We start from the raw sequence: 26,416 nt of genomic DNA on the forward strand, positions 1-26,416 counted from the left end.
TGAAGCAATCCCGGATCTCTATTTCTTCAGATTAATTGAGTTGAAACTCCTCGCGAAGCTGGCTGACCCATTTGGATATCCGCTCCTCGGTAAGTTCAGGCTGACTGTCTTCGTCAAGGGCAAGGCCAACAAATTTGCCATCTTTTTCGGCTGTCGAGAAATAATAGGAATATCCCTTGGTAGGCCAGTAACCGACCACGTTTTCCTTGAACGGCAAACGGCAAAAGACGGTTCCCATTCCATCCACAAAACTTTCAGGGTACTCTACCTGATCGCCGAGGCCGAAAATTGCAATCTTTTTATCTTCAATTTTCGCTTCCACCAGTACATCAATGAAACGTTCCCAGTCCTGATGCATCTCTCCGATGCCCCAGGCTGAAGTTCCCAGGATCAGATAATCATACTTTTCAAGGTCTTCACGAGTAGCTGAACTCACATTGTGGTATTCAACCTGACCTTTACCAAAGTTTTTTCCAATATACTGGGCAGCTTTATGCGTACTCCCTTTGGGGCTTCCCCCGTAAAAAATTCCAATTTTTCCCATGTGATCACTCCTTGTCGTTAAGAAGGAAACTTATTAGCGGGCGCAAATATAATTGTGAACAATCATTAATGCAAATCTGAGCATAAGAACCATTTGCTTTGCATCTATTTGACATCCAGCACATTGAATTAGTGTTAATTGTACAACTAGTCCCTGCTCAGATAGTTAGCATGTTTTAAACCTCTGAAACAAAAATTTGTTCAATCATTGCAGGTAGTTTATAATCAGGCACATTGATAACAACAACAGAAAAAGTCTTTTTCATATCAAAATCAGCAGCCCGGCAGATTTTCAGAAAACAGGTTGCCAATATCCCCGGGTCCGGCAGCATGATGAAACCGGGATATCCCGGAGATTCCCTGAACATTCGTCATAAGCAGAAGCAACTTCCGCAAAAGGTTTTGATACATATCAAAACCTTTTCTAATTTTGTGCTTCTTTTGCAGCCAACCAATTGCCGGAAAATTTGTTAATTGTATAAATCATTCAGGATGAGAAAATCGCTAACCCTAATCTCAGCATTGCTGTTTATCGTGTTCAACCTTAGTGCACAGGAAAACCATCGGGTAAACGATGAAAAATCGGGCAGGGAAATCCTTGTCGGAACCGTTACCCGCGATGGCCTTGCCGGGATGGGCGAATGGTTTAACAGTGAATACAACCAATATCAACCGGATACCATGGTTGTAGCGCACCTTAAATTTCACAGCGGGGATTATCCCTGGGTATTTATTGCCCTCGGCACCTGGTGCAGCGACAGCCGGGAGCAGGTGCCACGTTTTATAAAGATTCTTGACCAGCTTGAATATCCTGCCGACAGAATTTACATGGTTGCAGTTGACAGGGATAAAAAAGCAAAGGACTTCTGCATAGGCGATTACGACATTCGGCTTGTTCCAACCTTTATTTTCACAAGGGAGGGCGAAGAGATCGGCCGGATCATTGAAACTCCGGTTGAATCGCTTGAGCGTGATTTTATGAACATCCTCAATGGCAGGGCTGCTGCCCCACGCAATTGATTCAGGTCGCTACTAAACATTAAGATGAAACTTTTTAACACAATCCGGGAAACCCGCGATTTCGCCGGATCATTGAGGGAACAGGGGCTGAAAATCGGCTTTGTCCCGACCATGGGAGCCCTGCATGAAGGGCATCTGTCTCTCGTGCGAAAAGCCGCCTCAGAAAATGATGCCGTGCTGGTGAGCATCTTTGTAAATCCGATACAGTTCAACAATCCGGAAGACCTTAAAAAATACCCCAGAAACCTGGAAAAGGACCTGAGACTTCTGGAACCGGAAGGATGTACCGCCGTTTTTGCACCTGAAGTGTCGGAAATGTATACAGGTGAAAAGGAAAAGCAGTTTGATTTCGGTCCCCTCGCCCTGGTAATGGAAGGCGCCTTCAGGCCCGGACATTTTAACGGTGTTGCCGTGGTTGTCGACAAGCTGTTCAACATCGCCCTACCTCATCGTGCCTATTTCGGGGAAAAAGATTATCAGCAGCTGCAGATCATCAAAGAACTCGCCGCAATGGAGCATCCCGGAATTGAAATTGTCCCCTGCCCCATCAGCCGGGAAAATGACGGACTGGCCCGCAGTTCGCGTAATGAAAGGCTCACGGCCGAAATGCGGAAAGCTGCACCTTATATCCACCTGATACTGGAAGAAGCGAAAAATCTTGCCGGTAATCATACCGCGGAAGAAATTATAAAATTTGTTAACTACAAATTTGAAAGCCATCCCCTGCTGAGGCTGGAATATTTCTCGATTGCCAACGGTGAAAGCCTTCAGCCGGTGAGCGGGAAAATTGCACCGGGCGACCGTGCTTTTATCGCTGTGTTTGCAGGCGAGATAAGGCTGATTGACAACATTCGATTAATTTGAGTACTTTTGCACCGCTATGACCATAGAGATTTTAAAATCCAAAATCCACAGGGCTACCATCACCGAAGCCAACCTCCACTATATCGGAAGTATCGGCATCGACGAGGACCTTATGGAAGCAGCCAACCTTGTTGAATTTGAAAAGGTTCAGGTATTGAACATCAACAACGGTGAAAGGCTCGAAACTTATGTTATCAAAGGGGAAAGGGGAAGCGGAATGATCTCGCTCAACGGCGCTGCCGCGCGTAAAGCCGTCGCCGGCGACCTGATCATCATAGCCGCCTTCGCCCAGATGACCCCCGAAGAAGCCAGGCATTTCAAACCGGCCATCGTGTTCCCCGACAGCAAAAACCGCCTCGTTTAAGCCGCCTTGAAAAAAAACCTCCGAAATATCCTCCGTTTCACGTTTTTCCTGAGCATCGGGGTTTTCTTTATCTGGCTTTTCATGAGAAACCTGAGCCCGGATCAGAAAAAGGAAATTTTTGAATCATTCCGGCAGGTTAATTATTCCTGGATTATACTCGCTTTTGTGCTGGGCATCTTCAGCCATATTTTCAGAACCCTGAGATGGAAAATCCTGATGGAGCCCATGGGTTACTACCCGAAAACCAGCAACGTGTTCATGGCTGTTATGATTGGCTACCTTGCCAACCTGGCCCTCCCAAGGCTCGGAGAAGTGAGCCGCTGTGGCATACTCACCCGTTATGAAAAAATACCCTTTAATAAATCGTTTGGTACAGTGATTACCGAACGGGTGATCGATATGCTCAGTTTTTTACTGCTGTTCTTATTATTGATCATCACCCAGACGGGTAAAATTCATACATATATTGAGCAAAAAATTTACTCACCCCTTCAGGATAAATTTAATTTTGACTTTTCAGGTGGCAGTTACATTACCTGGATGGTCCTTATTTTCTTGTTTGCCGGATTGCTCGCAGCCTTCATAATATACAGAAACTTCAGGCATACCGCTTTTTATAAGAAAATATACAACCTTTTCTCAGGACTGCTGGAAGGAATGCGGTCATTGACAAGGATCAGGAAGCCTTTGATTTTTCTTGTTTACACCATTGCAATTTGGGTTCTGTATCTGCTGATGGCCTGGGTGGTTTTTTTCAGCCTGGAGGAAACTTACGGGCTGGGGCTTGATGCAGGTTTAACGGTACTGGTATTCGGATCCATCGGAATCATGATTGTACAGGGAGGTATAGGTATTTACCCGGCCATTGTTGCAGAAACGCTGTTTTTATGGAATATTCCTGAAACCAGGGGTTATGCGATGGGATGGCTGATATGGGCCTCACAAACCATCATGATTATTATTGCGGGGGTTTTTTCTTTAATTTTACTTCCAGTTCTAAACAAAAGCATGAATGACAAAACCGGAAGTCATCCAACAAAAAATACTGAGACAACCTGATCTGGACCGCATGCTCGCTTACTGGCGTTTCAGGGACCAGAAGATTGTATTCACCAACGGTTGTTTTGACATCATTCACCTGGGTCACATTGACTACCTGGCAAAGGCAGCAGCATTGGGCAACAAACTCATTATCGGCCTGAACACCGATGCCTCCACCCGCAGGCTGAAAGGGCCTCACCGACCCATCAACGATGAAAATGCCAGGGCCATGATAATGGCATCGTTCAGTTTTGTGGATGCCGTGGTGTTGTTTGATGAAGACACCCCTTACGACCTGATCAGAACCATACAGCCGGATATCCTGGTCAAAGGTGCCGATTACCGTGCAGAAGATATCGTAGGATATGACATCGTGAAATCAAAGGGCGGGAGCGTGGTGACGCTTGAATACCTGCCCGGTTACTCAACCAGCCTGATCGAAAAGAGAATCAGGGAAAGGGAATAATGCAAATTGTTCCCTTTGCGGATTCAATAAAAACGGCCGGCTATCCTGCTCCTGATTCTCTCCGACACATTTATTCGCCAAAATCTCAATTGTGGACAGGCAGATATAGTGAATGATAATAATAAACGATAAAATCCCATGGCCAAAACACGAACTGCTTTTTTCTGCCGCAACTGCGGTGCCCAGTCACCCAAATGGATTGGCAAATGCCCTTCGTGCGGTGAGTGGAACACCTATATCGAGGAGGTTATCCAGCGCCTGGAGCCCGGCACTTCCGTTCAGGCCTCATCCCGTAAAACGGCTGTACCCACCCTGATCACCGGGATTGAGTTCAGCAGCGAAAGCAGGATAGACACGCATAACCAGGAACTGAACCGGGTTCTCGGCGGCGGCCTGGTGCAGGGAAGCGTGATATTGGTCGGGGGCGAGCCCGGGATAGGAAAATCGACCCTGATGCTGCAGGTGGCGTTGACCATGCCCGGCACAAGGGTGCTCTATGTTTCAGGCGAAGAAAGTGAGCAGCAGATCAGGATGAGGGCAGAACGCCTGGGTATGGGCAAAAACGACTGTTATATCCTCACGGAAACCTCAACAACCGCCATCCTGAATCATATTGCAGGCCTGAATCCGGGAGCGGTCATTATAGACTCTATACAGACCCTCACCAGTGAAAGTATTGATGCCTCAGCAGGAAGCATTTCACAGATCCGTGAAACGGCATCGGAACTTCAGCGCTTTGCAAAAACCGCGAACGTACCGGTTTTTCTGATCGGACATATTACCAAAGAGGGATCCCTGGCGGGGCCTAAACTGCTGGAGCACATGGTGGACACCGTCCTGCAGTTCGAGGGCGACCGCAATTACGGGTATCGCATCCTGAGGTCTGTAAAGAACCGTTTCGGCAGCACGTCGGAGCTGGGAATCTATGAAATGCAGGGTGATGGGCTCAGGGAAGTTTCAAATCCTTCAGAAATCCTGATAACGCAGCACGAGGAACCCGTGAGTGGTACAACCGTGGCGGCCACCATCGAAGGTTTGCGCCCTATGCTGATCGAAACGCAGGCACTGGTGAGCACGGCAGCTTATGGTACGCCGCAGCGTTCCTGCACGGGTTTCGACACCCGCAGGCTCAACATGCTGCTGGCCGTGCTTGAAAAACGAAGCGGGTTCAAGCTGGGTGCAAAGGATGTATTCCTCAATATTGCCGGCGGCCTTAGGGTTGATGACCCGGCGACAGACCTGGCAGTGGTCAGCGCCGTTCTTTCGTCAAGTATTGACATTCCCGTCAGCCCGAAAACGTGCTTCGCTGCCGAAGTAGGGCTTTCGGGCGAAATCAGGCCCGTGACCCGCGTGGAACAGAGGGTTTCGGAAGCCGGAAAACTCGGCTTCGAAACCATTGTAATTTCAAAACTTAACCTGATAGCGGCCAAGAGCCAGGCAAAAAAAATAAAAATCCAACCCGTAGGTAAAGTGGAAGAGGTTTTCAGGTTGCTCTTCGGCTAAGGTCAATTATTCCTGCTCCTCTTTTTCCGGTTTGCTCCAGTCAACAAAGAACCGGCCCTCACTCAGAACGATGGTATCCGTTTCGTCCGATTTCCTGGTATTGTCATGATCGTGAGGTCCGGCATTGACCAGCATTCCGGCCCCTGCCTTTGTGAACGCCTTTCTCTCGAGGTTTGCTTTGATCCCGGAGCCTGTCATGGTTGCCACCGCACGTTTCTTGTAATAAACACCACGCAATGTGGCTTCAAAGGAGCCTTCTACCGAAGACGGGGTAATCTTTTCAATGGTTACGGTGCCTGATAATGATTCTCCGTCATGAAAAGCATGTCCCAAACCTTTGGTTTCCTCCGTATAATCAACCAACGCCCAAACCCTGGCCATATCGGCCTTCTTCTTTGATTCAGACTCCAGGTCATTCTCGTCAAAAATCTGATAAGTGCCGGGCTTCAGACTGTCGGAAAAATAATACAACCTGATCCACACCTGCACATCCGGGCTCACCTGGAATGAGGCAATGGCAAGATATTCGAAGCCCCTCACCGGAATCTTCAAGCGACGGGCTTCCGCTTTGTATTCTTTCCCGTCCACCTTGCAGGAAATATAATTGGTGAATTCCTGGGCTACTGAGAGACCGGAAAAACCGGCAAAAAGAAGTAACATGGCTAACAGACGGATTCTTTTCATAGGAACTTGCTTTTAAGGATTAACGAAAGGCCTGACCCAATCCGGACGGAAAGGACTGATATTTACAAAAACTACCGCCCGGAGAAGAATTATTTTCTACACGACCGAAAGTAATAAAAATATCAACACATCTGCAATGTTTATGTTTTATACCCTGATCGTTATTAAACAAAATCTAATATAAATCATTATTATTCAAAATATTACATTACTGATGCCTAAATCCTGAATTCATTGCAGGAAAAGATAATCCGGTGTATATTCGCATGCAGATGCAGCACGGTTGTGCTGACAGAAAATATTTCAATCAGATTTTTCCCGCAAAGTCGATGAAAATCATACGTAAAGTCTTATTTATTCTGTTGATTTTCAACCTGATCAGAATTATTCCCGGATGCTGCGACTGCGACGGTCCCGTAACATATTTCAGTCTTAACAAAACCGGAATTACAAACCTTGATAATTCAGGAATTTTTCCGCAAAGTTCAACTTCCGACACCATGTGTGCTGCAGCGGTAGCCTTCGAGGTTTCGTTGTATGATTCCACCGGATACTGGTATTATGCAGCCCTCCCTGCAAAATCCGGTGCCGGATTCAACCGTGCAACAGCCATGAGCTGCGACTGCGCCTATCCTTTGCAGGCAAGGGCGCACCTGACAAATATCAGCATTACCACACTTTTCCCCATTTCTGACCAGATAGCTGCCGGCACCGAAGTCAGCGGGTTGTTCGCCGCCAGTCTAAGGGGCAATTACGCCGGTGACGGGGTATACATTACCCCGGAAATGCTCTGCAGCCAGACAGAAAACAAAATCTATCTCGACAGCGGCATCGAATCCTTCGGACTTTTCCTGAAGCCTGAAGTACAATCAGCCAATGCCCGCTTTGCCATGCGTTTTACCTTGTCCGATGGAAGCACCCTTACCGATACCACCGCCCTGATCACCATCCGCCCATGAACCGTCACGGCCTGAACATCCCCCCTGCCCTGCTGCTGATTCTGCTATGGATAGCCAATGGAGCATCGCAAGCCTCAGCCCAATCAGCCAGGCGGGAGCAAATGGAAATTTACCTGCACTACGCATGCCGGGAGACTTACCGCAGCATACAACATCAGGGCGACAACATAGACTTTCTGAACTATCTGGATTACAAGACCGATACCGGCTGTACCGGTGTTGTGCATGTTGGCTTCTCCTTGTCACCATCCGAAAAATGGGTATTTTCAGCAGATTTGGGGATGATGAGCGATATGAGGTTCAGCCAGATGAACATCAGCGCATCCCGCATAATCGGGAAAACCGGCAGCAACGCCGCCTGGGGACTGTCAGCAGGCATCTCGGCCTATCCCGTTTACCTGAACGAATTCAACGAATACCACCTGCTGAGGGATACCGGCCTGATAGCAGACCTGAATGTGAATTACCGGCAACAAATCCTCTACGACCCCGGACTTGAATTAATTCCTTTTCTTAATTACAAAAAAAACAAATTAAGCCTTAAGGCCGGCACCGGATTGAGAATCAGTACATTTTTGCCATTCAACCAGCTGATCATGCAGAAAAAGGAAGGAGGCAATTTCCGCCGCGAAATCAGGTATGAAACCCTGTTCAAACCTGCCCTGTCATCCGTTTCGGCACTCCATGCCACGCTGATGCTTACCGACAAACCGGGGCTTTCGGTGGGATTGCAGGCTTCAGCCCAGGTGCTCTTCGGGATGCGCACCATTCCTTACAAGCGAAGCATCCTTACCTGGACCGCCGACAACAGGGTAACCGATGAAATCAAACCCGGCAGCAAGCCGTTCACCGTCACGGAAGTGAGCGCGGGCATCGTGTTCAGATTCTGAAGGTGTGCGGCCCGATAAAATACTACCTTTGCAGACGGTATTTACCCAACCTGCAAATAAGCATTCCCATGGCCGTTCCCGGAAAATTCAACACCCTCAGCATTTCAAGAATTGTAGATTTCGGCGTTTACCTCGACGGTGGCGAATCCGGAGAAATACTCCTGCCGATGAAGTGGGTGCCCGAGGGCTGCAAACCCAACGACGATCTTGAGGTTTTTGTTTATTTCGATTCTGAAGACCGCCTGATCGCGACGACCATCAAACCCCTGGCACAGGTTGGTGAATTTGCATTTCTAAGGGCGAAGGCTGTAAATGAGGTAGGTGCCTTCCTCGATTGGGGGCTCGAAAAAGACCTGCTGGTGCCGTACAGGGAACAATCGGTAAAAATGGTTGCCGGAAAATCGTATATTGTTTATTTATTTGCCGATCCTCAGACCGGCCGCATTGCCGGTTCATCCAGGGTGGAACGTTTCTTAAGCAAAGAGGCCCCCTCCTATCGCCCGAATGAAGAAGTAGATCTGCTGTTGTGGCGTACCTCCGAGATCGGTTACATGGCCATCATCAACAACAGGCACGAGGGCATGCTCTATGCCAGCGAGGTATTTGAAGAACTGGAGCGCGGCCAGAAAATCAGGGGGTATGTGACCAAAGTGCGGGATGACGGCAAGATCGACCTTTGCCTGCAAAAACCAGGGTATGAAAAAATCGATGAACTCTCGGAGCGCATCCTCGGGCTGCTGAAGACAAACAACGGATATCTGAACCTGAACGACAAAAGCCCGGCTGAGGAGATATACTCAGTATGCGGAATGAGTAAAAAGAATTTCAAAAAATCGGTGGGCGCACTTTACAAACAGAAGATAATCAAGCTGACAGAAAACGGCATTGAACTAACCGGAAAGAAATAAACTCCTCTACCTGAACCAGGTTTTCAGCCTGACTGTAAAGTATCACTATACCAATGCCTGCCTGTAAGATACCAGTTTCTGCCTGTCTTCATCCCACAACCGGAGGCTTAAGGACTTCATGCTCTCCCTGAAATTAACGGGGACAACCTGACTGAATTCCTTATTTTCACGCTGGCATTTCTCCAGCTTATAATTCGGGATTTTCGAGCTGAGGTGGTGAATATGATGAAACCCGATATTTCCGGAAAACCATTGCAGAATTTTAGGAAACTTCAGATAGGATGCCCCGGAGATGGCCACCGTGCTGTAATCCCAGTCCTGGTCGCGATACCAGTGTACACCTGAAAACTGGTGCTGCACATAGAAAAGGAAAACACCCGCCGTTGAGGCAAAATATATCACAGGCAACTGAATCAGCAGGTAATTCTCAAAACCGATCAGCAGGCTGATCCCTGCAGCAAGAACAGCAATTCCCAGATTAGTAACATAAACACTGATCCTTTCTTTCCGGCCGAAACCCTTCCTTGTAAACCGGTTCATAACCAGAAACACCAAAGCCGCTCCGAGGCCAAACATTATTAAAGGATTCCGGTATATCCGGTAAAACATCCTTTTCCGGGGCGACAGATTCCGGAATTCATCCACTGTCAGCGTCCATACATCCCCCACACCCCGTTTATCCAGATTCCCTGCCGTACGATGGTGAATAAGATGTGCATGATGCCAGCGGTAGTAGGGTGTAAATGTGAGGATGCCCAGCACGATTCCGGTGATGTCAGCCGCTTTCTTTGATCTGAAAAAAGCGCCATGCCCGCAATCATGAAAAATAATAAACAACCTGACAGTAAAACCGGCAGCAAGAATTGATACAGGCAGGACAAGCCACCATGATCTGTCAATCAGAAATACCATCAGAAACCACAAGCCAATATATGGAACCAATGTATTGATTAACTGCCAGATACTCATACCCACTGAAGGTGTTTTGTATGCTGCGGTCAGCTTTATCAGAGATTTATCCGATCCAGGGACCGATGATTTTGGTGCCATCTTTTTTTTCTTAAAGATACATAAAAAACCGGCTCCCATGAACAAAACAGCAGAATATCATTACAATCGGATGAAACAACTCCCTTTCAGATTGATGAATACACCTTACTGTCTGCAAGAATATTAAATTCATAAAATAATTTAAGTATTAGAGAACTTATTTACTTATTTACTGTTTTACTATTGACTCAAAAACCGACGAGCTATGAAAAAAAACAGCCTGCCCTTTATCGCAATTGGTTTTATAACGCATGTTATGCTGCTCAGCGCCTGTCAAAATGCTGACAGCTCAAACGATGAGGCGCATATCGGAAGGGAGTATAATCTTACGGAGATCAAAGGTGAGGAGCGGGCAGTGCTGACGCCGCCTCCGTTTGTGCCTCCCCCCATTAAACGCGACCACGCAAGCAAGGTGATTGTAGATCTGGAAATCATCGAACAGGAGATGGAGATTGCCGACGGGGTAAGTTATATGTTCTGGACTTTTGGCGGAACCGTACCGGGTTCGTTTATCCGTATCAGGGAGGGAGATTTTGTAGAATTTCACCTGAAAAACCACCCCGACAACAAACTGCCCCACAACATTGATTTACATGCGGTAACCGGACAGGGCGGCGGAGCCGAAGCCACCTTTGTTGCCCCGGGATACGAAGCCACCTTTAATTTCACGGCACTTAATCCAGGCCTGTTTGTATATCACTGCGCCACCGCCCCGGTGGGCATGCACATAGCCAACGGCATGTACGGCCTGATACTCGTGGAACCGAAAGAGGGACTTCCGAAGGTAGACAAAGAGTTTTACGTAATGCAGGGTGATTTTTACACCGAAGGCAGTTATGGCGAGTCGGGCCTGCAGGCGTTCGATATGAACAAGGCGATTAAAGAGCAGGCTGATTATGTGGTCTTTAACGGCAAGGTAGGCGCCCTTACCGGGGACAATGTACTGAAAGCCAGGGCGGGGGAAACGGTACGTTTGTTCGTCGGAAATGGCGGGCCCAACCTGGTTTCAAGTTTCCATGTAATCGGGGAAGTTTTTGACAATGTCTATATGGAAGGTGGCGCACTGAAAAACCATGACATACAGACCACCCTTGTGCCGGCCGGAGGATCTGCCATTACCGAGTTTAAGGTTGAAATCCCGGGTAACTTCATTCTGGTGGATCATTCCATCTTCAGAGCCTTTAACAAAGGGGCGCTGGGCATCCTGGCTGTTGATGGGGAGGAAAACAAGCAAATCTATTCAGGCAAAAGTGAGCCGGGCATCTACCAGCCGGCTGCGGAAGCAGTAAAGCAGGTCCGCAAATCTCCGGAGGCAGTTGAAATAAGTCCGGAGCAACAGCTGGCGCTCGGCGAGAAACTTTACCAGGTGAATTGCGCCGCCTGTCACCTTGCCGATGGCAAAGGGGTATCGGGGGTGTTTCCGCCTGTAGCCGGCAGTGATTTTATCGCGAAAAGCCCTGAAAAGGCGATCGGAGCGGTGGTAAACGGATTATCGGGTGAAATCACCGTAAACGGGGTGAAGTACAACAGCGTGATGCCGCGCCAGGCCCTTACCGATGCAGAAACAGCGGCAGTACTGAATTTTGTTTACAGTACCATGAATGGTTCCGACGTGAGGGTAACCGCGGATCAGGTAAAAAAAGCACGCAGATAAATGAAAAAAAGCATCTTCTGTCTGCGTGTACCTGCGTTGCTGCTGATGACACAGTTGCTTCACACTCCGGCATCGGCTCAGGAGGATCAAACCATGGCAATGATACCGGCGGGAAGTTACCTCCCGCTTTATTCCGGTAACAAAACCAAAAAGGTCCCTGCTTTTATGATCGACCGGCTGCCTGTAACCAATGCAGATTTCAGGCGGTTTATCGAAGACAATCCGCAATGGAGCAAGAAAAATGTGAAGCGGCTTTTCGCGGATGCGGGATACCTCAGGCACTGGAAAGATGAAGGCACTTTTGCACCCGGCATCGCCGGCAGTGCCGTGGTGAATGTTTCCTGGTTTGCCGCACGGAAATACTGTGAATGCATGGGGAAGCGGCTGCCGACCACCGCCGAATGGGAAAGGGCTGCGGAGGCCGGAAGAACCAGACCGGACGGCAGGAATGAAGCCGGTTTTTATGCTCTGATCCTTGAACTCGTTTCAAAACCATCTCCTGCACAATTGCCCGAAGCCGGCACCACGCTGAAGAATTATTACGGTGTATGGGATCTGATCGGGGTAACCTGGGAATGGACCTGGGACTTTAACAGCGCCTTATCTACAGGAGAATCAAGGGGGAATGCAAGTCTCGACAATACCCTCTTCTGCGGAGGGGGTTCCCTGCAATCGGGCGATACCGGAAATTATGCCGCCTTTCTGAGGTACGCCATGCGCTCAAGCCTCAAAGCCAGTAACACGGTGCAAAGCCTCGGCTTCAGGTGCGCGAAAGATGTTGCCAGGTAAGCAGGCATTTATCATAAACCATATTATTTACATAGATGAATTCCACAAATTCAGATGAAAATCAACTTTCAAAAAACCCCGGGAATCATGAAAAAACTTTTGCCTCTTGCATCCCTTGTAGTGATCATTGCCATCACCCCAGCCTGCAGCCGGAAATCAGAAACGGGCAGCTGCTGTAAAACTACTGAATCCGGAAATAGCGCAAAAACAGTAATTTCAGATCAATCCATCTTTCTGCTTGAATCATCCTGGGAAACATATAACAATTCCAGTATGGTCCTCTCTGATTTAGGCGGCAAAGTTACTGTGGCAGCAATGATCTTTACGCATTGTCCATCGGCCTGTCCGCGCATTGTTGCTGACATGAAAAACATAGAATCGGCCCTGGTCAAAAAAGAGCGGAAACAGGTTCAGTTTCTGCTGATCAGTATGGATCCTGAAAGGGACACTCCGGAAAGGATGCGGCAATTTGCCGCTGACCACCGCCTGAAAGACACCTGGGAAATGATTCGTGCTGACAAGGCTGCTACCATGGAGATTGCCCAGGTATTGGGGGTCAGGATCAAGCCCCTGGATGACGGAGGCTTTGACCATTCAAATATCATACATATACTAAACCGGGATGGGGAATTGTCTTTTCAGCAGCAGGGGCTGAATATTGATCCGGGTGAATGTCTGAAACAGATCAGACAATTACTTTAAAAAAATCAGGGAACAACTATTCCGCTTTTATATATTGACAATCAATACTTTACCTTTCGAATCAATAACAATTTAACAACTTCCGGCAAATCGATAAAATGACGTATGCAATTCAAAGGTAATTTTTGACCGCTTCAAAATTCAATATTTTGAATTACATTTGATCGCAAATCCATCCGGTTAATTTGACGGGAAAGGGGAAGACGTTCAGCGTGGTTGGTTTCATGAAGCATTATATCTCAAATTCAAAGGCTGACTTTCGGTTTAACCGGGAAGAAAGCGCTGCCGGCAGAGAGGAGGCCCTGAAAGTCAATCTGGGTCGTCTGGTTTACCTGATTTCCATAGGGTTATCAGTTGCCATCGCACATATTGTGCTATTCTATTTTTTTAATACCGAAGCTTCAGGTACGGAATTACAATGGAAAAACGGGATCATTGCCTCACACTCGACCATGTTTTTGGTTTTTCTTATTACCGGCTTCAGCGTTATCATCATCAGGAAACGGGGGCTGTTCAATAAACCTTGCGCCAGGGCAATCCCGCATTTCATGTTTCTGTTTTTCCTGATGTTAGGCACCATTATCACAGGCATAGACCAGCTTATCACCAATGCCATCACCCCGTTTATGATCGTGTGTTTTTTCACGGCCATGGTGCTGATCATCCCTCCGCTTCTCTCCGCCTTGTATTATTTATTTGCATATACTTTGTTCTTCTTTGTAATTACCCATTTCCAGCCATTTCAGGATGTACTGCTTTCCAATTATGTGAACGGTCTTACTTCGGTAGCCATCGCCTGGTTCCTCTCCATGGTTCTCTGGAGGAACTTTGTTTACCGTTTCCGGAACGACCGCCTGGTTCGGCAGCAGCAAACGGCATTGCAGGAGCAGAACCTTGAATTATCCAGGATAGCCAATGAATTAAGGGAGGTGAACAAAAGCAGGATCAGGCTGTTTTCGATTATTTCGCATGATCTCAGGGGGCCGCTCGCCAACCTCAGCAGCCTGATGAGGCTGGTGCAAAGCGATGATATCACAGAACCAGAGTTTAAGGAACTACTTCCCGAACTGGCTTCTCAGACTCTGCTCACCAGCGAACTGCTTGATAACCTGCTCAATTGGTCTAAGAATAACCTCAATGGCATCACCTGTCACCCAAAGGCATTTGCCATCCACGAAATAACTTCCGGTATCATCCGGCTTTACGCAGGCCAGGCCGACCTGAAGGGGTTGGAAATTCTTAACAAAACCGATCCGCAACATAAGGCCTATGCCGATCCCGGTATGATTTCGCTCGTATTAAGGAACCTGATTTCAAATGCCATAAAATTCTCGGGAAAGAACGGCAAAATTACCGTTTACAGCAAATTAAGCGGAGAGGTAACTGAAATCTCCGTGGAGGACACCGGCATTGGTATTAAACCTGAAAGGATTCCATCCCTTTTCGGTGACGATCAGTTCAGCACGCAGGGAACGGCCGGGGAAAAAGGCACAGGGCTTGGTTTGATGCTCTGTAAGGAGTTTGTCGAACGCAACGGCGGCCGCATCGGGGTACAGAGCACGCCTGAAAAAGGGAGCCGGTTCTGGTTTACAGTGCCAACCGCAACCTGAAGCGAATGCGCGCGTCTGTGCCCTGTCTTACTTTCATCGTTGGCGCGGACGTCCTCGTCCGGGCAGGGATAACCCAACACCGATTCAAGTGTTCATTTAAACAAGTTAAGAAGACCTGACAAGTCGAAAGAAGACTTGTCAGGTCAGGCAGATTGACTCGTCTTTGCGCAATTTATTCGTGCATTCGTGGCAATTTGCAGACATGTTCTCCCGGACAATCCCGTCTGAAATTCAGCGCATGCTTTTCCGTTACTGCTTCCTCATGGTCTGCCCCAGGTGCAGCATCCTGAACCCTTTTTCAAAATCTTCCCAGCGCATGGTGGCCGAACAGGTAATCAGGCGGGTCTCACCCGGCTGCATATCGAAAAAGTTATCCGAAAAATTCACATCGGTATTGTCGCTGACCAGCATCAGGTTTTTGCAAAAATTCCGGGTTGAGATTTCAATCACAAAATGGTCGCCTTTATCGCTTATCCGCGATTTAAGACCCGGATCAGGCAGCAAAAGGTCTTTTGGTTTTGCGAAATAAGCAAATTCCTGATCAATCACCCGGGAACCATCCATAAGGGTTGCCGTCAGAAAAACTTTATTCTCCTGGTAATTGAGCGGCAGTTCTTTGAGGTCAATGCTGCAAAGGAGCGTCGCTCCGTTTGCCGGAAGCGTCACTTTGTAAGGTCTGTTCCATAATGAAAGCCCGTTGAAATCTGCCAGATTCAGGCGCAGTAAGGCCGGAGTTTTCTGATCAGTGTCAGAAACACCGTAAACCAGTAGTTTACCATTTTCAACTACCACCTGTATGATCTGGTTTTTCAGCGCATCTTTTACAAAATAATGCATTGCTTTCCACTTGCCGTAATAATCGATGCCCGACCAGGAGGCCACCGGCCATACATCGTTCAATTGCCAGTAAAGCGATCCCATGCAAAACGGCATATCCGACCGGTGGGTTCTGAGTGCCATTCCGATGGCATCTGCCTGCAGCAACTGACCAACATAAAGCAGGTGCTCAAAGTTATCAGGAATCTGATAATCCTGTTCCATATACTGCCGGATGCGGAGGTTGCCGATACCGCTGCGCTGGTGCGAAGTCATTACGGGCGATTCGATGTTCCAGTCTTCGGGCAGGGTGTATTTTTTAACGCTGTTAAACTCGGGGAACGATTGAAATCCATATTCGCTCATAAAGCGTGCTTTATAATTCCTGAAAGCGGAAATCGGCTCCTGACCGTGCCATACGCCCCAATAATGCACATCGCCGCGGTTTCCGCTCCAGTTGGCCAGCACTCCCCCGCCCTGCGTCGGTGAAGAAGGCCAGTAGGTATAATCCGGCGCATATTGCTTCACGGCAGCAGGCAGTATATGGTGAAAAAGGGTATCATAGCTTTGCCATATCTCACGTTGCTGTGCTTTGTCATATTTCTCCTTCCATCCCCATCCGCGCGTAAAATCGCCTTCGGCCCAGGCATATTCAATCTCATTGTTGCCGCACCATAGTGCAATGCAGGCATGATTCCTCAGGCGTTTGATGTTGTCAACGGCTTCGAGCCTTACATTGTCCAGAAAATCTTTATCTCCGGGGTACATAGCGCAGGCAAACATAAAATCCTGCCATACCATAATGCCGTGCCGGTCGCACAAATCATAAAAATAGTCGTTCTCATAAATGCCCCCTCCCCACACCCGGAGCATATTGATGTTGGCTTCGGCGGCCGATTTCACGATAAACTCATAGCGGGCTGAATCCACCCTGGGCAGAAAAATATCATTGGGAATATAGTTAGCCCCTTTGGCAAACACCGGCCGTCCGTTTACTTCAAAATGAAAGCTTTCCCCACCCCCTTTGGCATCAGGCCTGCGCACATGCTTCAGACTGCGTAAACCAATCTGACGGTTAAAAGTGTGCAGTTCTTTACCCTTATGGCTGAGCACCGCGCTCACGGTATAGAGAGGCTGACCGCCCGCCCCGTTGGGCCACCATAGCCGGGGATTCTTTATGATAAAATCAATATCCGGATGCCGGATCCCGGGTGACATGCTGATTTCACGGGCAGCAACCGGCTGGCCGTCCATCAGAATTTCAAGTTTATAAAGTCCTTCCTGCTGAACACTGACTTCCACGCCTGCCTTAACACGTGCTTCCTTTGCCGTAACGCTTTCCTGCCTGACGAAAAGGTCGTTGATGCGTGCTGTCCGGTTAATAATCAGCTCCACAGGCCGCCAGATACCGGAGGTCACCAGGCGCGGGCCCCAATCCCAGCCGAAGTGATATCCCGGCTTGCGCGTAAAAATACTGATCCTTACCGAACCCATCCCTCCGTTCTCCGACTGGTCGTTATCAGCCGGCAATCCATAACCCAGGGCCTCCTGCTTCAGCAAGCCCTGCATCACCGGCGATTCAAAACGGATAAAGATCTCGTTTTCGCCTTCTTTCAGGTGCTTGCCGGCTTCGGCTTCCCAGGTACGGTGAAAATTATCGGCTTTGAACAAAAGCGCCCCGTTTACCATTACCGTGGCATAAGTATCCAACCCGTGAAACCGCAGCATCAGGCTGCCTGCCCGGAGTTGAGCGGCATCCAGTTGAAAACGGGTGCGGTACTCCCAGTTTACCTTGTCGATCCACTGCAGATTCTTTTCGTTGAGCCTGTAGTATGGATCCTCTATCTGTCCGTTTGCCAGCAGGTCGGTGTGGACCGTGCCGGGGACAACGGCTGGATACCACTGCGGTGTTCCGGCCTGGCGGAACTCCCAGTCGTTATTCAGTTCAACGGAGGTTTGGGCCATCAGGGACAGTGACCCCTTCAGAATCAGTCCCGACAATAAGATAAATATAACAATCAGTTTCTTCATTCCCTGTTGTTGGTTGAGTAAACGGATACTTTCCGTAGCCCATTAAAGCATAATCATTCCGGTTTCTGATCATGCCCTGTCCGAAGCTAGCGGAAAATAGATGCGCAATTTAAGCATAATCAGCAGATGGAAAATCTTTAGCTGATCAATAATCAGCTGACGGCAGATTTTCTACGTCCGGATTTGGTAGCTTTGCAGTTGTTAAAAATCTACCTGAAAAAATCAGTTTCATTAACAGCAGCCCCGATATGTGCACCCGATTTACATCAATCCTCCGCCGTTCCGGCAGATTTTATCTTTTCCTGATCTCTCTGATGCTTATGTCATTTACATTCCAGTCCACGAAACCTTTCCGCATCGTATTTTTCGGCGATTCCATCACGCAGATGGGCAATGAACCGGGCGGGTACATTGACCTGATGCGGCAGGAGATCAGCAAAAACGGGCTGAACGACCGTTACGAACTGATCGGGGCAGGCATAGGAGGTAACAAAGTTTATGATCTATACCTGCGGCTTGAAGAGGATGTGCTGAAGCATAAGCCCGATATGGTATTCATATACATCGGGGTGAACGATGTGTGGCACAAATTGTGGGGCACCGGCACCGATGCCGACAAATTTGAACGCTTCTACCTGGCGTTGATCGGGAAAATCAAGGCGGCAGGCGCCGATGTTGCACTTTGCACCCCCGCAGTAATCGGAGAGCATACCGATTTCACCAACCAGCTTGACGGAGACCTGAACAGGTATTCACAGACAGTGCGTAAACTGGCCGCGGAAGAACACTGCAAGCTGATTGACCTGCGCCGGATATTTTTGGATTATAACCTGAAAAACAATCCGGACAACCTTGACAAAGGCATCCTGACCACCGACGGTGTGCACCTGAACGATAAAGGCAACCGTTTGGTGGCGGATACATTTTTAAGCGAGATTTTTCCCAAATAAACAGGCAATGGCCAGCTGAAGCACTCATCAAGCCTGGTGGGTGCGGCATTTTGACTTCTCCCGGCTTTTCGGCTAAAGCCGGCTGGTCAGGGGTTCTGCTTTTTCCCCGGGCTGAAGCCCGGAGTAAGGCAAGCAGATTTTTCCTGACTTTTTTATTACCCCCGGCTTGAGCCGGGGGTAATAAACTGCCGACAAACGCAGGGGCTTCAGCCCAAAAGGCAACATAAATTTATTCGTAGCCCGGCATTATTTAAAACCGGCTGGTCAGAAAGTTCCCCCTGGTTTGGCTTCTCCCGGCTTTCCGGCTAAAGCCGGTTGGTCCGGGGTTCTGCTTTTCCCCGGGCTGAAGCCCGGAGTAAGGCATGCATATTTTTCTGACTTTTCACCGGCAATCCGACGTCTGAACCAGGACTTCGGCTCAACCAACACAAGTATTGGTTATCTATATTCCGCAGTTTCTGAAGATACTCAATTCCAGCTTATTACCCCCGGCTTGAGGCGGGGGTAATAAGCTGCTTATAAACGCAGGGGCTTCAGCCCAAAAGGCAACATAAATTTATTCGTAGCCCGGCATTATTTAAAACCGGCTGGTCAGAAAGTTCCCCCTGGTTTGGCTTCTCCCGGCTTTTCGGCTAAAGCCGGTTGGTCAGGGGTTCTGCTTTTTCCCCGGGCTGAAGCCCGGAGTCAGGCAAGCATATTTTTCCGGCTTTTCACCGGTTATCCGACGTCTGAACCAGAACTTCGGCTCAACCAACACAAGTATTGGTTATCTATATTCCGCAGTTTCTGAAGATACTCAATTCCATTTTATTACCCCCGGCTTGAGCCGGGGGTAATAAGCTGCTTATAAACGCAGGGGCTTCAGCCCAAAAGGCAACATAAATTTATTCGTAGCCCGGCATTATATAAAACCAGCAGGTCAGAAAGTTCCCCCTGGTTTGGCTTCTCCCGGCTTTCCGGCTTTCAACCACTACCGTATTAATACAAGGCCTGTTAGCAGTCGATAATTCAGGCTTATATGACAATTTGCCCAACTTTTTAGTATCTTAGCTGTTTAATTTGTTTTTCGTCTGATTATTTCCGACCTGTAATGTATAAAGTCCTGATCGTTGACGATGACCCTACCTTCTGCCTTATGCTCAAGTCGTATCTTGGGAATAAGGGATTTGACGTAAAGGAGGTTTTCACGGCGGGCAGTGCCATAAAGGCCTCAAGGGAAAGTCATTTCGATATTGTTCTTACAGATTTCCGTCTGCCTGACATTGACGGGATCACGCTGATTGCGGAGCTGAAAAAGATACAACATGGCGTTCCGGTCGTACTGATGACCCGTTACGGGGATATCCGGTCGGCTGTTACCGCCATTAAATCCGGGGCTTTTGATTACATCACCAAACCGGTGAATCCCGATGAGCTGTTGCTTACCGTAAATAAGGCCATCAGCAAACAGAAACAGGAGAAAAAAAACGAATCAGGCATCAGGTCGGAGCCGTTGCCCGGCAACATGAGTTACCTCCGGGGCACCAGTCAGCCGGCGATGTTGGTGGAACAGTATATTTCACTGATCGCCCCTACCGATATGTCGGTGATTATTCAGGGCGAAAGCGGCACCGGTAAAGAGTATGTGGCAAGGATGATCCACATGAAAAGCCAGCGCAGCAGTAAACCGTTTATCGCGGTGGATTGCGGTGCGTTGACCAATGAACTGGCAGCCAGCGAACTGTTTGGCCATACCAGGGGATCGTTTACAGATGCCCATGCCGACAAGGAGGGGCAGTTTCAGCAGGCAAACGGGGGCACGCTTTTTCTGGATGAGATCGGCAACCTGTCGTATGAAAACCAGATCAAGCTGCTCAGGGCCACACAGGAGCGGAAAGTGCGGAAGTTAGGCGGGACCAGGGATGTAGAAGTGGATGTAAGGATCATCGTTGCCACAAACGACGACCTTGCTGCCGCGGTGCAAAAGGGCAGTTTCAGGGAGGACCTGTTTCACCGGCTCAATGAATTCAAGATCAATATTCCGCCACTCCGGAACCGGGGAGAAGATATCATCCATTTTGCCGGCTACTTTCTTGAAAACGCCAATCTTGAGCTTAACAGGAACATTATCGGATTTGAAAATGATGTAATTGAAATCATACTGAAATATCCCTGGCCAGGGAACATCCGAGAACTGAAAAATGTGATAAAACGGGCGGTGCTGCTTGCCACTGCCGGCATGATTACAAAGGCTGACCTCCCGCCTGAAATAACCTTACCAGGCAATGCGCCCACTCCGGCCAAAATCTTTCAACCTCCCACTACCGACCTGAAGTCAATGGCCGAGACCCAGGAAAAATCAACCATCATCAACGTGTTAAAGCAGGTGCATTATAACAAGACCAAAGCAGCCCGGCTGCTGAATATTGACAGGAAAACACTCTATAACAAGATGAAGCTTTACGGTATTGAAGGATGATTACAAATTATTAAGATTTAATTTTTTAAAGCCATCCTGTTAACGATATTTTTTTTACCAGCAGCCCCGTTAAGCAGCAGACAATATCCTTCAATCAGATTTTTAAGCCGGTTCACGGTTATTTAATTTCCGCCTTGCAGCCTGACAGGCAGAGCAATCCGGTTTCGAAGATAAAAAAAACGCCAGGAATTTATATCCGACCCCTCCGGGGCCGGATTCCGCAATGCCGATCATTTTCTAAACACATGTGACTCCGCCGGAGTCAGAATCCGGGTCCGGATTGAGACTTATGACCCCGGCGGGGTCAAATGTGTATAGAATGAAAAGTGCCGGATGAATCCCCGACCCCTGCGGGGTTGCACGCTTATTAAGAACAAATTAATATTTTATAATCGCCTTCAGGTCAAATGATTGCTTAGGCTTGATTGATATTTTATTGCAATAATCAACACCTCCATCATTGGATATTTTTATTTTAATGTCGTTCTGCGGTTATTCAATTTCCACCTTACTACCTGACAGGCGGAGCAATTCAGATTCGAGCAGGGGATGCAGGCGGTTGTTGATGGCTGTTATTTTCCGGAGCAGGGCTTTCACCGATTCCTCATTGATTTCCCCGTTTCCTGCATTTTCGAGTTGTTCCAGCACCTGCAGCGCCTGCGAAACCCCCATATGCCCGTAGCTGGTAAGCAGCTTGTGCGCCAACAACCTGATCCCTTCAAAATTACCGGTTTCACTGAGGTTCCATAATTCCTGCACAGCGGCATGCGAGGTATGCACAAAAGAGCGGATGATGCTGGCCAGCTGTTCAGGTTTTCCCGAAGCGAAGGTTTCAGCCTGACGGAGATCATAGAGCCGTCCGGACACCAGCTCATCCGGTTCACCCGGCTGCGGTTTGGGAATGGTATTTGAGAGATAAAATGCCACCCGCGACAAAAGGTCATGCTCGCTGAACGGCTTTTGAAGCACCTCGTTAAAGCCGGCCTCCATATACCCCGGATCATAACGGGCGACTTTCCCGGCCGTAAAGGCGATCACCGGCACCAGTGAAACCTCCGGGTCTTCGTGGGCCCGTATATGCCTGACCAGCTCGATGCCACTGACTTCCGGCATCTGGACATCCGTCATGATGATATCGAAACGACGGCTGGTAAGAATATCCATCGCCTGCCTGCCGTTTGAAGCCACTTCCACAATCATTCCATGATTTTCTGTGATGATCCTGGCCAGTAATATATTGAATACATCATCATCGACCAGCAACATCCGCCGGTCCGTAAGTTCCACAACTTCATTCAGTAAGACAGTCGTTGCTTTTTCCGGTTCACGGTCGGAAAGCGGATAGGGAATGCGCACGGTAAATACCGAGCCTTTATTCGGTGTGCTTACCACGGAGATATCCCCACCCTGCAGTCGTGCCAGACGGCGGCTGATGGCAAGGCCGAGGCCGGAGCCGCCATATTGCCTTGCCAGGGAGGACTCTGCCTGTCTGAAATCACCGAAAATATTTTCAATATCCTCCTCCGGAATTCCAATCCCAGTATCATGAACCTCCACGATGGCCTCACACACCCCGGCGCCGCATTCGATGTTGCACAACACCGTTACCGACCCCTTTGAGGTAAATTTCACCGCATTGCTCATCAGGTTATACATTATCTGCCTGAGCCGCAGAGGATCACCTTCTAGTACAATGTTGCTGCCTTTGTTGCAGACCGCTTCAAATTCAAGTCCTTTCTCCAGGGCCGTAATCCTGAATGTCTGTATCACATCTTCAAGCACATCGCTCAGGCGGAAAGGGATTATCTCCAGTTGCAGTTTACCCGCGCCTATGCGGCTGAGGTCCAGGATATCGTTGACGGTTTCGAGCAGGTGACGCGACGAACGTCTCACCGCGCCAAGGTATTCCTGCTGCACTTTATTAAGGGGCGTATGGATCAGCTGATCCGAGAAACCGATGATGGTGCTGAGCGGGGTCCTGATCTCGTGGCTCATATTGGCCAAAAATTCCTCCTTGATCCTGGCCAGGTCCTGCGACTGGCGGCTGGCGCTGATCAGGTCGCGCCGGTACCTGTTGCCCCGGTGGATGCCCTGAAAGATAAGGTAAACGAATACAAGAATCAGCAGCAGCGACAGAATAGCTACCCCGCGGATAATCATGATGGAACGGGAAGCCGCGGCCTCTGCTTCTTTCTTACGCTTTTCCGCAAGCCGCAACTGCTGGTATTCGAGCTGTTTGAATATGGTCATCACCTGGTCGATGATCAGGGAACTGTTCCGGAGCATATTCAGTTCCTGCTCTTTCAGCTGGTTGTAAGCCTGAAGTTCACGGCGCTTTACTGCCGACAAAACCTGCCTTACATTGCTGTATAAAGCTGAATCGTCGTGCCGGTAAACCGCCGTATCAGTAATCATGCGGGTGGTTGAAAGCAAGGCCGGCTGTGCATGTTGTTCAACAATTTCCTCCTGCTGCTTCTTTGCAAAAAGCTTTTTTACCTTGTTGAAAAAGCCGCGGGTATCCTCCGTTTTGGTGGCACTTACCGGAGGTGCCACGGGGATGGTGTCGAAAACCGTAACCACGGTGGTAGAGGTACGGAGCGGCCTGGGAATGGTATCGGGCGTTACCGACCTGATGCGCGTATATGCTTCGCCGGCAAAATCAAACTTCTCCCTCCGGCTTTTTACATCGAGATAGGCTGCGATCATAGCACGCCGCTGCTCCAATAGCCTTGAAACGCTGTCGAGGCGGATCAGCCTGGAATAATCATTCCCGGCTTCCAGCTTCAATGAATCCAGCTTCACTTCAACCGAAGTGATCAGGTCATTATAAATATCAAAAGACTGGGGATCATTGGTCAGGGCATAAATCCGGATATTGTTTTCGGCTTCCGACAAAAATCCAAGCAAATCCCTTAGCTTATTCAGTTCACTGTCGGGCTGCGAAAGCGAAGCCACCGTTTCACCAAGGGTCCGGGAATTCTCCCTCACCAGATATCCGGCTGCAGCAACAGCAAGAAAGGCCACGGTAAACCCAAGGGCCACCTTCAGCTGAAGGCCACGGGGACGCATACGCACTTTTACTTTCGCCGGCATAAGACAAAGATAATCAAACCACTGATTCAGACATACAACCGTTTCGGGTATGCCTTAAAAGAACAATATTTTAACTGTTTAAGTCCCCCTTGCTACAAACACGGATCACAAAGCCGGGTAAAAGGCTCCTGAAAGCACTGCCTCCCCCCGCAACCCATGAAATGTTCTATCTTCAGATTAACAATCAATCAACCAATTGGTTTGGAACGGGGAAACAGAACTTCAGCCAGTGAATGAAGTATGGCAGAGGATATTTTTACGTAAGGTTGTTTCCGGACAAGCGAGCAGGCTTTACCCCGGAGAAACCTGAGGACAATGAGGTGTAAATAAACCGGAAACCTTCACCGGTGGTACTTGCCCTGGAATCAACAAAAAGCCCTGCAATTCATCAATTCATAAAAACGGACGACAATTAAAGCAGCACATCTATACACGAAAAAATCAGTCATCCGGCGGATGACTGATCAAAGAAAAGCGGTCAATATGGTTAATTGAGGCTGTAAACGGTAAGATACTCCCATTCGCGGTTGATCTCCAGAAAGCGGAGCACCGCCGGATGGGAAGGCCTGACACGCAAACCATTCATAACTGCATAGTGCATACCGTGAAGGATCAGATCGGAAGCGAGCCCTTTACCTCTGAGCGATCCCGGAACATAGGCACTGTAAAAATCCAGCACCTCTCCCCGGCGGCGATAAGCAAGGTAGGATTCCATTCCTTCATGATTTAAGATAAACTTTTCACCGGTATCAATGATGGTGCTTTTCATAGATTTTAACTGTTTCTGGCACTGATATTAATAAATTGACATGTAAAAGTACGACGCATATTGCGAGATTGCACTCCTGCAACTGCAAAATAAGTATAAATACTACCTTTCGAGGATGCAGATGTTCAGATGATTAGGGGTTTGGGTGTTCAGGGGTTCAGGGGTTTAAGTTTTATTTAAAGATTCAAAAATTCAAAAATTCAAAAATTCAAATGATTCAAAATGATTCCAGGCCGCGTGCGCAGGACAAGGATTCCAAAATATTTTGTGGTTCTTAGTGTTTCTGTGCTTTAGTAGCAAAAAATATTCGTGTCCCGATCGCTATCGGGATCTTGGCTTAAGAATTCAAGGATTAGCCCCCAACGCCGTTGGCGGGGTAAACTGTTGAACTCAATGCGTTCGATTCAAGGATTCAATTTTGCGGGAGAATTGCATCTGCTATTAACCAATATTGCCCGATTGCGTCTTTTATACACCTGACAGGTTAAAAGGAAACCTGTCAGGTGAATCCCGCCCACCTGCCGGCACGGATGTTAAAACCAGGATGCAATCCGGATTATTTATCAAAAAAAAGCATTTTGCCGGTTTGAGCTGCAAACCTGCCGGTGCTCCCGGTGTGGAAAATACCGCCCCGTTTTTCCCTGTTCAACCCCAACCGCTTACTATAAACACCCATAAAAACCAATTTATAGTCAGGGCAATCTATATAGCGGATAAATTAAATTCATCAAATTTAAAATTCCGCAGACTACCCTGAGGCCAATCCTTTAACACTTTCTTAACAAAAAAAAGTGTAAAATCTTTTTTTACTACACGACTCTATTCCTTCAGAAACAGCCGGCAGTATCATGAAAACCACAAAAATTATATTTAATTCATTCTTTTACAATACTTTAATAAGCAAATACCGATACGACAAGCAAAAACACAGGACACATATAGTAAAATATTTTTACAGAGTCATACCATTATAATTATTTTTACATCATATATATATCGCCGCATTATTTTTATAATCATTACCAGACAAGCAGTTCAGCATCAAAATACGTGTTTTTACTAATGTTTTTTTACAAAAATGGTATTACTTTTATCCTGAATTCAGATAAATACACTACAACATCCGGGCAGCATCATCAGGCCCGCTGTTTTTTCCGGAAACGGGCGTTTGGGAGAGCGCTAAACAGCAGGCAGGCACGGATAAACGACCTGAAGTCGGGAGAGAAAAACTGACACCGGGAAATTTAACTGC

General features: G+C 48.1%; 21 protein-coding genes. 15 read left to right on the plus strand and 6 right to left on the minus strand.

The window, feature by feature from the left end:
• Window positions 1-31: 31 nt before the first annotated feature.
• Window positions 32-544 carry a flavodoxin gene (locus TBC1_RS17115; RefSeq protein ID WP_062045443.1) on the minus strand — a complete coding sequence of 171 codons (513 nt, stop codon included), beginning with the start codon at window positions 542-544 and terminating at the stop codon, window positions 32-34.
• A 491-nt stretch (window positions 545-1,035) separates the two neighbouring features.
• Here TBC1_RS17115 and TBC1_RS17125 point away from each other — a divergent pair, with 491 nt between their 5' ends.
• The 6 genes from TBC1_RS17125 to radA all read left to right on the plus strand — a co-directional run bounded on the left by TBC1_RS17125 (window position 1,036) and on the right by radA (window position 5,801).
• On the plus strand, window positions 1,036-1,563 hold the full coding sequence (locus TBC1_RS17125; RefSeq protein ID WP_062045447.1) for a thioredoxin family protein: 528 nt from the start codon (window positions 1,036-1,038) through the stop codon (window positions 1,561-1,563).
• Window positions 1,564-1,587: 24 nt separating this feature from the next.
• A complete protein-coding gene (gene panC, locus TBC1_RS17130; protein ID WP_062045448.1) occupies window positions 1,588-2,427 on the plus strand; it encodes a pantoate--beta-alanine ligase in 840 nt (279 codons plus the stop codon).
• A gap of 16 nt (window positions 2,428-2,443) precedes the next feature.
• The gene (gene panD / locus TBC1_RS17135) at window positions 2,444-2,791 is read left to right on the plus strand and encodes an aspartate 1-decarboxylase (protein WP_062045450.1); all 348 of its coding nucleotides are present in this window, start codon (window positions 2,444-2,446) and stop codon (window positions 2,789-2,791) included.
• Window positions 2,792-2,797: 6 nt separating this feature from the next.
• A complete protein-coding gene (locus TBC1_RS17140; RefSeq protein WP_062045452.1) occupies window positions 2,798-3,850 on the plus strand; it encodes a lysylphosphatidylglycerol synthase transmembrane domain-containing protein in 1,053 nt (350 codons plus the stop codon).
• A complete protein-coding gene (gene rfaE2, locus TBC1_RS17145) occupies window positions 3,804-4,298 on the plus strand; it encodes a D-glycero-beta-D-manno-heptose 1-phosphate adenylyltransferase (RefSeq protein ID WP_062045454.1) in 495 nt (164 codons plus the stop codon). Before TBC1_RS17140 ends, rfaE2 begins: the two co-directional genes overlap by 47 nt.
• Before the next feature lie 138 nt (window positions 4,299-4,436).
• The gene (gene radA, locus TBC1_RS17150) at window positions 4,437-5,801 is read left to right on the plus strand and encodes a DNA repair protein RadA (RefSeq protein WP_062045456.1); all 1,365 of its coding nucleotides are present in this window, start codon (window positions 4,437-4,439) and stop codon (window positions 5,799-5,801) included.
• 6 nt (window positions 5,802-5,807) lie between these two features.
• On the opposite strand, the gene TBC1_RS17155 is transcribed toward radA, so the two are convergent.
• The gene (locus TBC1_RS17155; protein WP_062045459.1) at window positions 5,808-6,485 is read right to left on the minus strand and encodes a hypothetical protein; all 678 of its coding nucleotides are present in this window, start codon (window positions 6,483-6,485) and stop codon (window positions 5,808-5,810) included.
• A 329-nt stretch (window positions 6,486-6,814) separates the two neighbouring features.
• Here TBC1_RS17155 and TBC1_RS17160 point away from each other — a divergent pair, with 329 nt between their 5' ends.
• The 3 genes from TBC1_RS17160 (at window position 6,815) to TBC1_RS17170 (ending at window position 9,242) form a co-directional block, all read left to right on the plus strand.
• Complete coding sequence (locus TBC1_RS17160; RefSeq protein ID WP_137305844.1) at window positions 6,815-7,444, plus strand: DUF5034 domain-containing protein; 630 nt, start codon at window positions 6,815-6,817, stop codon at window positions 7,442-7,444.
• Entirely contained in the window at window positions 7,441-8,334 is an 894-nt protein-coding gene (locus TBC1_RS17165) for a hypothetical protein (RefSeq protein WP_062045463.1), read from the plus strand. The genes TBC1_RS17160 and TBC1_RS17165 overlap by 4 nt, the downstream gene beginning before the upstream one ends.
• Before the next feature lie 68 nt (window positions 8,335-8,402).
• Entirely contained in the window at window positions 8,403-9,242 is an 840-nt protein-coding gene (locus TBC1_RS17170; protein WP_062045465.1) for a CvfB family protein, read from the plus strand.
• Between the two features lie 45 nt (window positions 9,243-9,287).
• Here the strand turns inward: TBC1_RS17170 and TBC1_RS17175 are convergent, their stop codons facing one another.
• The gene (locus tag TBC1_RS17175; protein ID WP_062045695.1) at window positions 9,288-10,292 is read right to left on the minus strand and encodes a fatty acid desaturase; all 1,005 of its coding nucleotides are present in this window, start codon (window positions 10,290-10,292) and stop codon (window positions 9,288-9,290) included.
• A gap of 205 nt (window positions 10,293-10,497) precedes the next feature.
• Here TBC1_RS17175 and nirK point away from each other — a divergent pair, with 205 nt between their 5' ends.
• The 4 genes from nirK (at window position 10,498) to TBC1_RS17195 (ending at window position 15,047) form a co-directional block, all read left to right on the plus strand.
• Complete coding sequence (gene nirK / locus TBC1_RS17180; RefSeq protein WP_062045467.1) at window positions 10,498-11,946, plus strand: copper-containing nitrite reductase; 1,449 nt, start codon at window positions 10,498-10,500, stop codon at window positions 11,944-11,946.
• Window positions 11,947-12,735, plus strand: a complete 789-nt coding sequence (locus TBC1_RS17185; RefSeq protein WP_201781710.1) for a formylglycine-generating enzyme family protein — start codon at window positions 11,947-11,949, stop codon at window positions 12,733-12,735. It abuts the gene before it with no gap.
• An 87-nt stretch (window positions 12,736-12,822) separates the two neighbouring features.
• Complete coding sequence (locus tag TBC1_RS17190; RefSeq protein ID WP_172668931.1) at window positions 12,823-13,437, plus strand: SCO family protein; 615 nt, start codon at window positions 12,823-12,825, stop codon at window positions 13,435-13,437.
• Between the two features lie 224 nt (window positions 13,438-13,661).
• The gene (locus TBC1_RS17195) at window positions 13,662-15,047 is read left to right on the plus strand and encodes a sensor histidine kinase (RefSeq protein ID WP_062045471.1); all 1,386 of its coding nucleotides are present in this window, start codon (window positions 13,662-13,664) and stop codon (window positions 15,045-15,047) included.
• A gap of 249 nt (window positions 15,048-15,296) precedes the next feature.
• Here the strand turns inward: TBC1_RS17195 and TBC1_RS17200 are convergent, their stop codons facing one another.
• Window positions 15,297-17,894 (minus strand): beta-mannosidase, encoded by a 2,598-nt coding sequence (locus TBC1_RS17200; RefSeq protein WP_062045473.1) that lies wholly within the window; start codon window positions 17,892-17,894, stop codon window positions 15,297-15,299.
• 248 nt (window positions 17,895-18,142) lie between these two features.
• Here TBC1_RS17200 and TBC1_RS17205 point away from each other — a divergent pair, with 248 nt between their 5' ends.
• Window positions 18,143-18,844 (plus strand): SGNH/GDSL hydrolase family protein, encoded by a 702-nt coding sequence (locus tag TBC1_RS17205; protein WP_062045474.1) that lies wholly within the window; start codon window positions 18,143-18,145, stop codon window positions 18,842-18,844.
• A gap of 1,090 nt (window positions 18,845-19,934) precedes the next feature.
• Window positions 19,935-21,302 carry a sigma-54-dependent transcriptional regulator gene (locus TBC1_RS17210; RefSeq protein WP_062045476.1) on the plus strand — a complete coding sequence of 456 codons (1,368 nt, stop codon included), beginning with the start codon at window positions 19,935-19,937 and terminating at the stop codon, window positions 21,300-21,302.
• A gap of 492 nt (window positions 21,303-21,794) precedes the next feature.
• On the opposite strand, the gene TBC1_RS17215 is transcribed toward TBC1_RS17210, so the two are convergent.
• Both TBC1_RS17215 and TBC1_RS17220 read right to left on the minus strand, forming a co-directional pair.
• A complete protein-coding gene (locus TBC1_RS17215; RefSeq protein ID WP_062045478.1) occupies window positions 21,795-24,395 on the minus strand; it encodes a hybrid sensor histidine kinase/response regulator in 2,601 nt (866 codons plus the stop codon).
• A gap of 487 nt (window positions 24,396-24,882) precedes the next feature.
• The gene (locus tag TBC1_RS17220; RefSeq protein WP_062045480.1) at window positions 24,883-25,164 is read right to left on the minus strand and encodes a GNAT family N-acetyltransferase; all 282 of its coding nucleotides are present in this window, start codon (window positions 25,162-25,164) and stop codon (window positions 24,883-24,885) included.
• Window positions 25,165-26,416: the final 1,252 nt, after the last annotated feature.

Origin of the sequence: Lentimicrobium saccharophilum (genome assembly GCF_001192835.1) — a bacterium.
Taxonomy (GTDB): domain Bacteria; phylum Bacteroidota; class Bacteroidia; order Bacteroidales; family Lentimicrobiaceae; genus Lentimicrobium; species Lentimicrobium saccharophilum.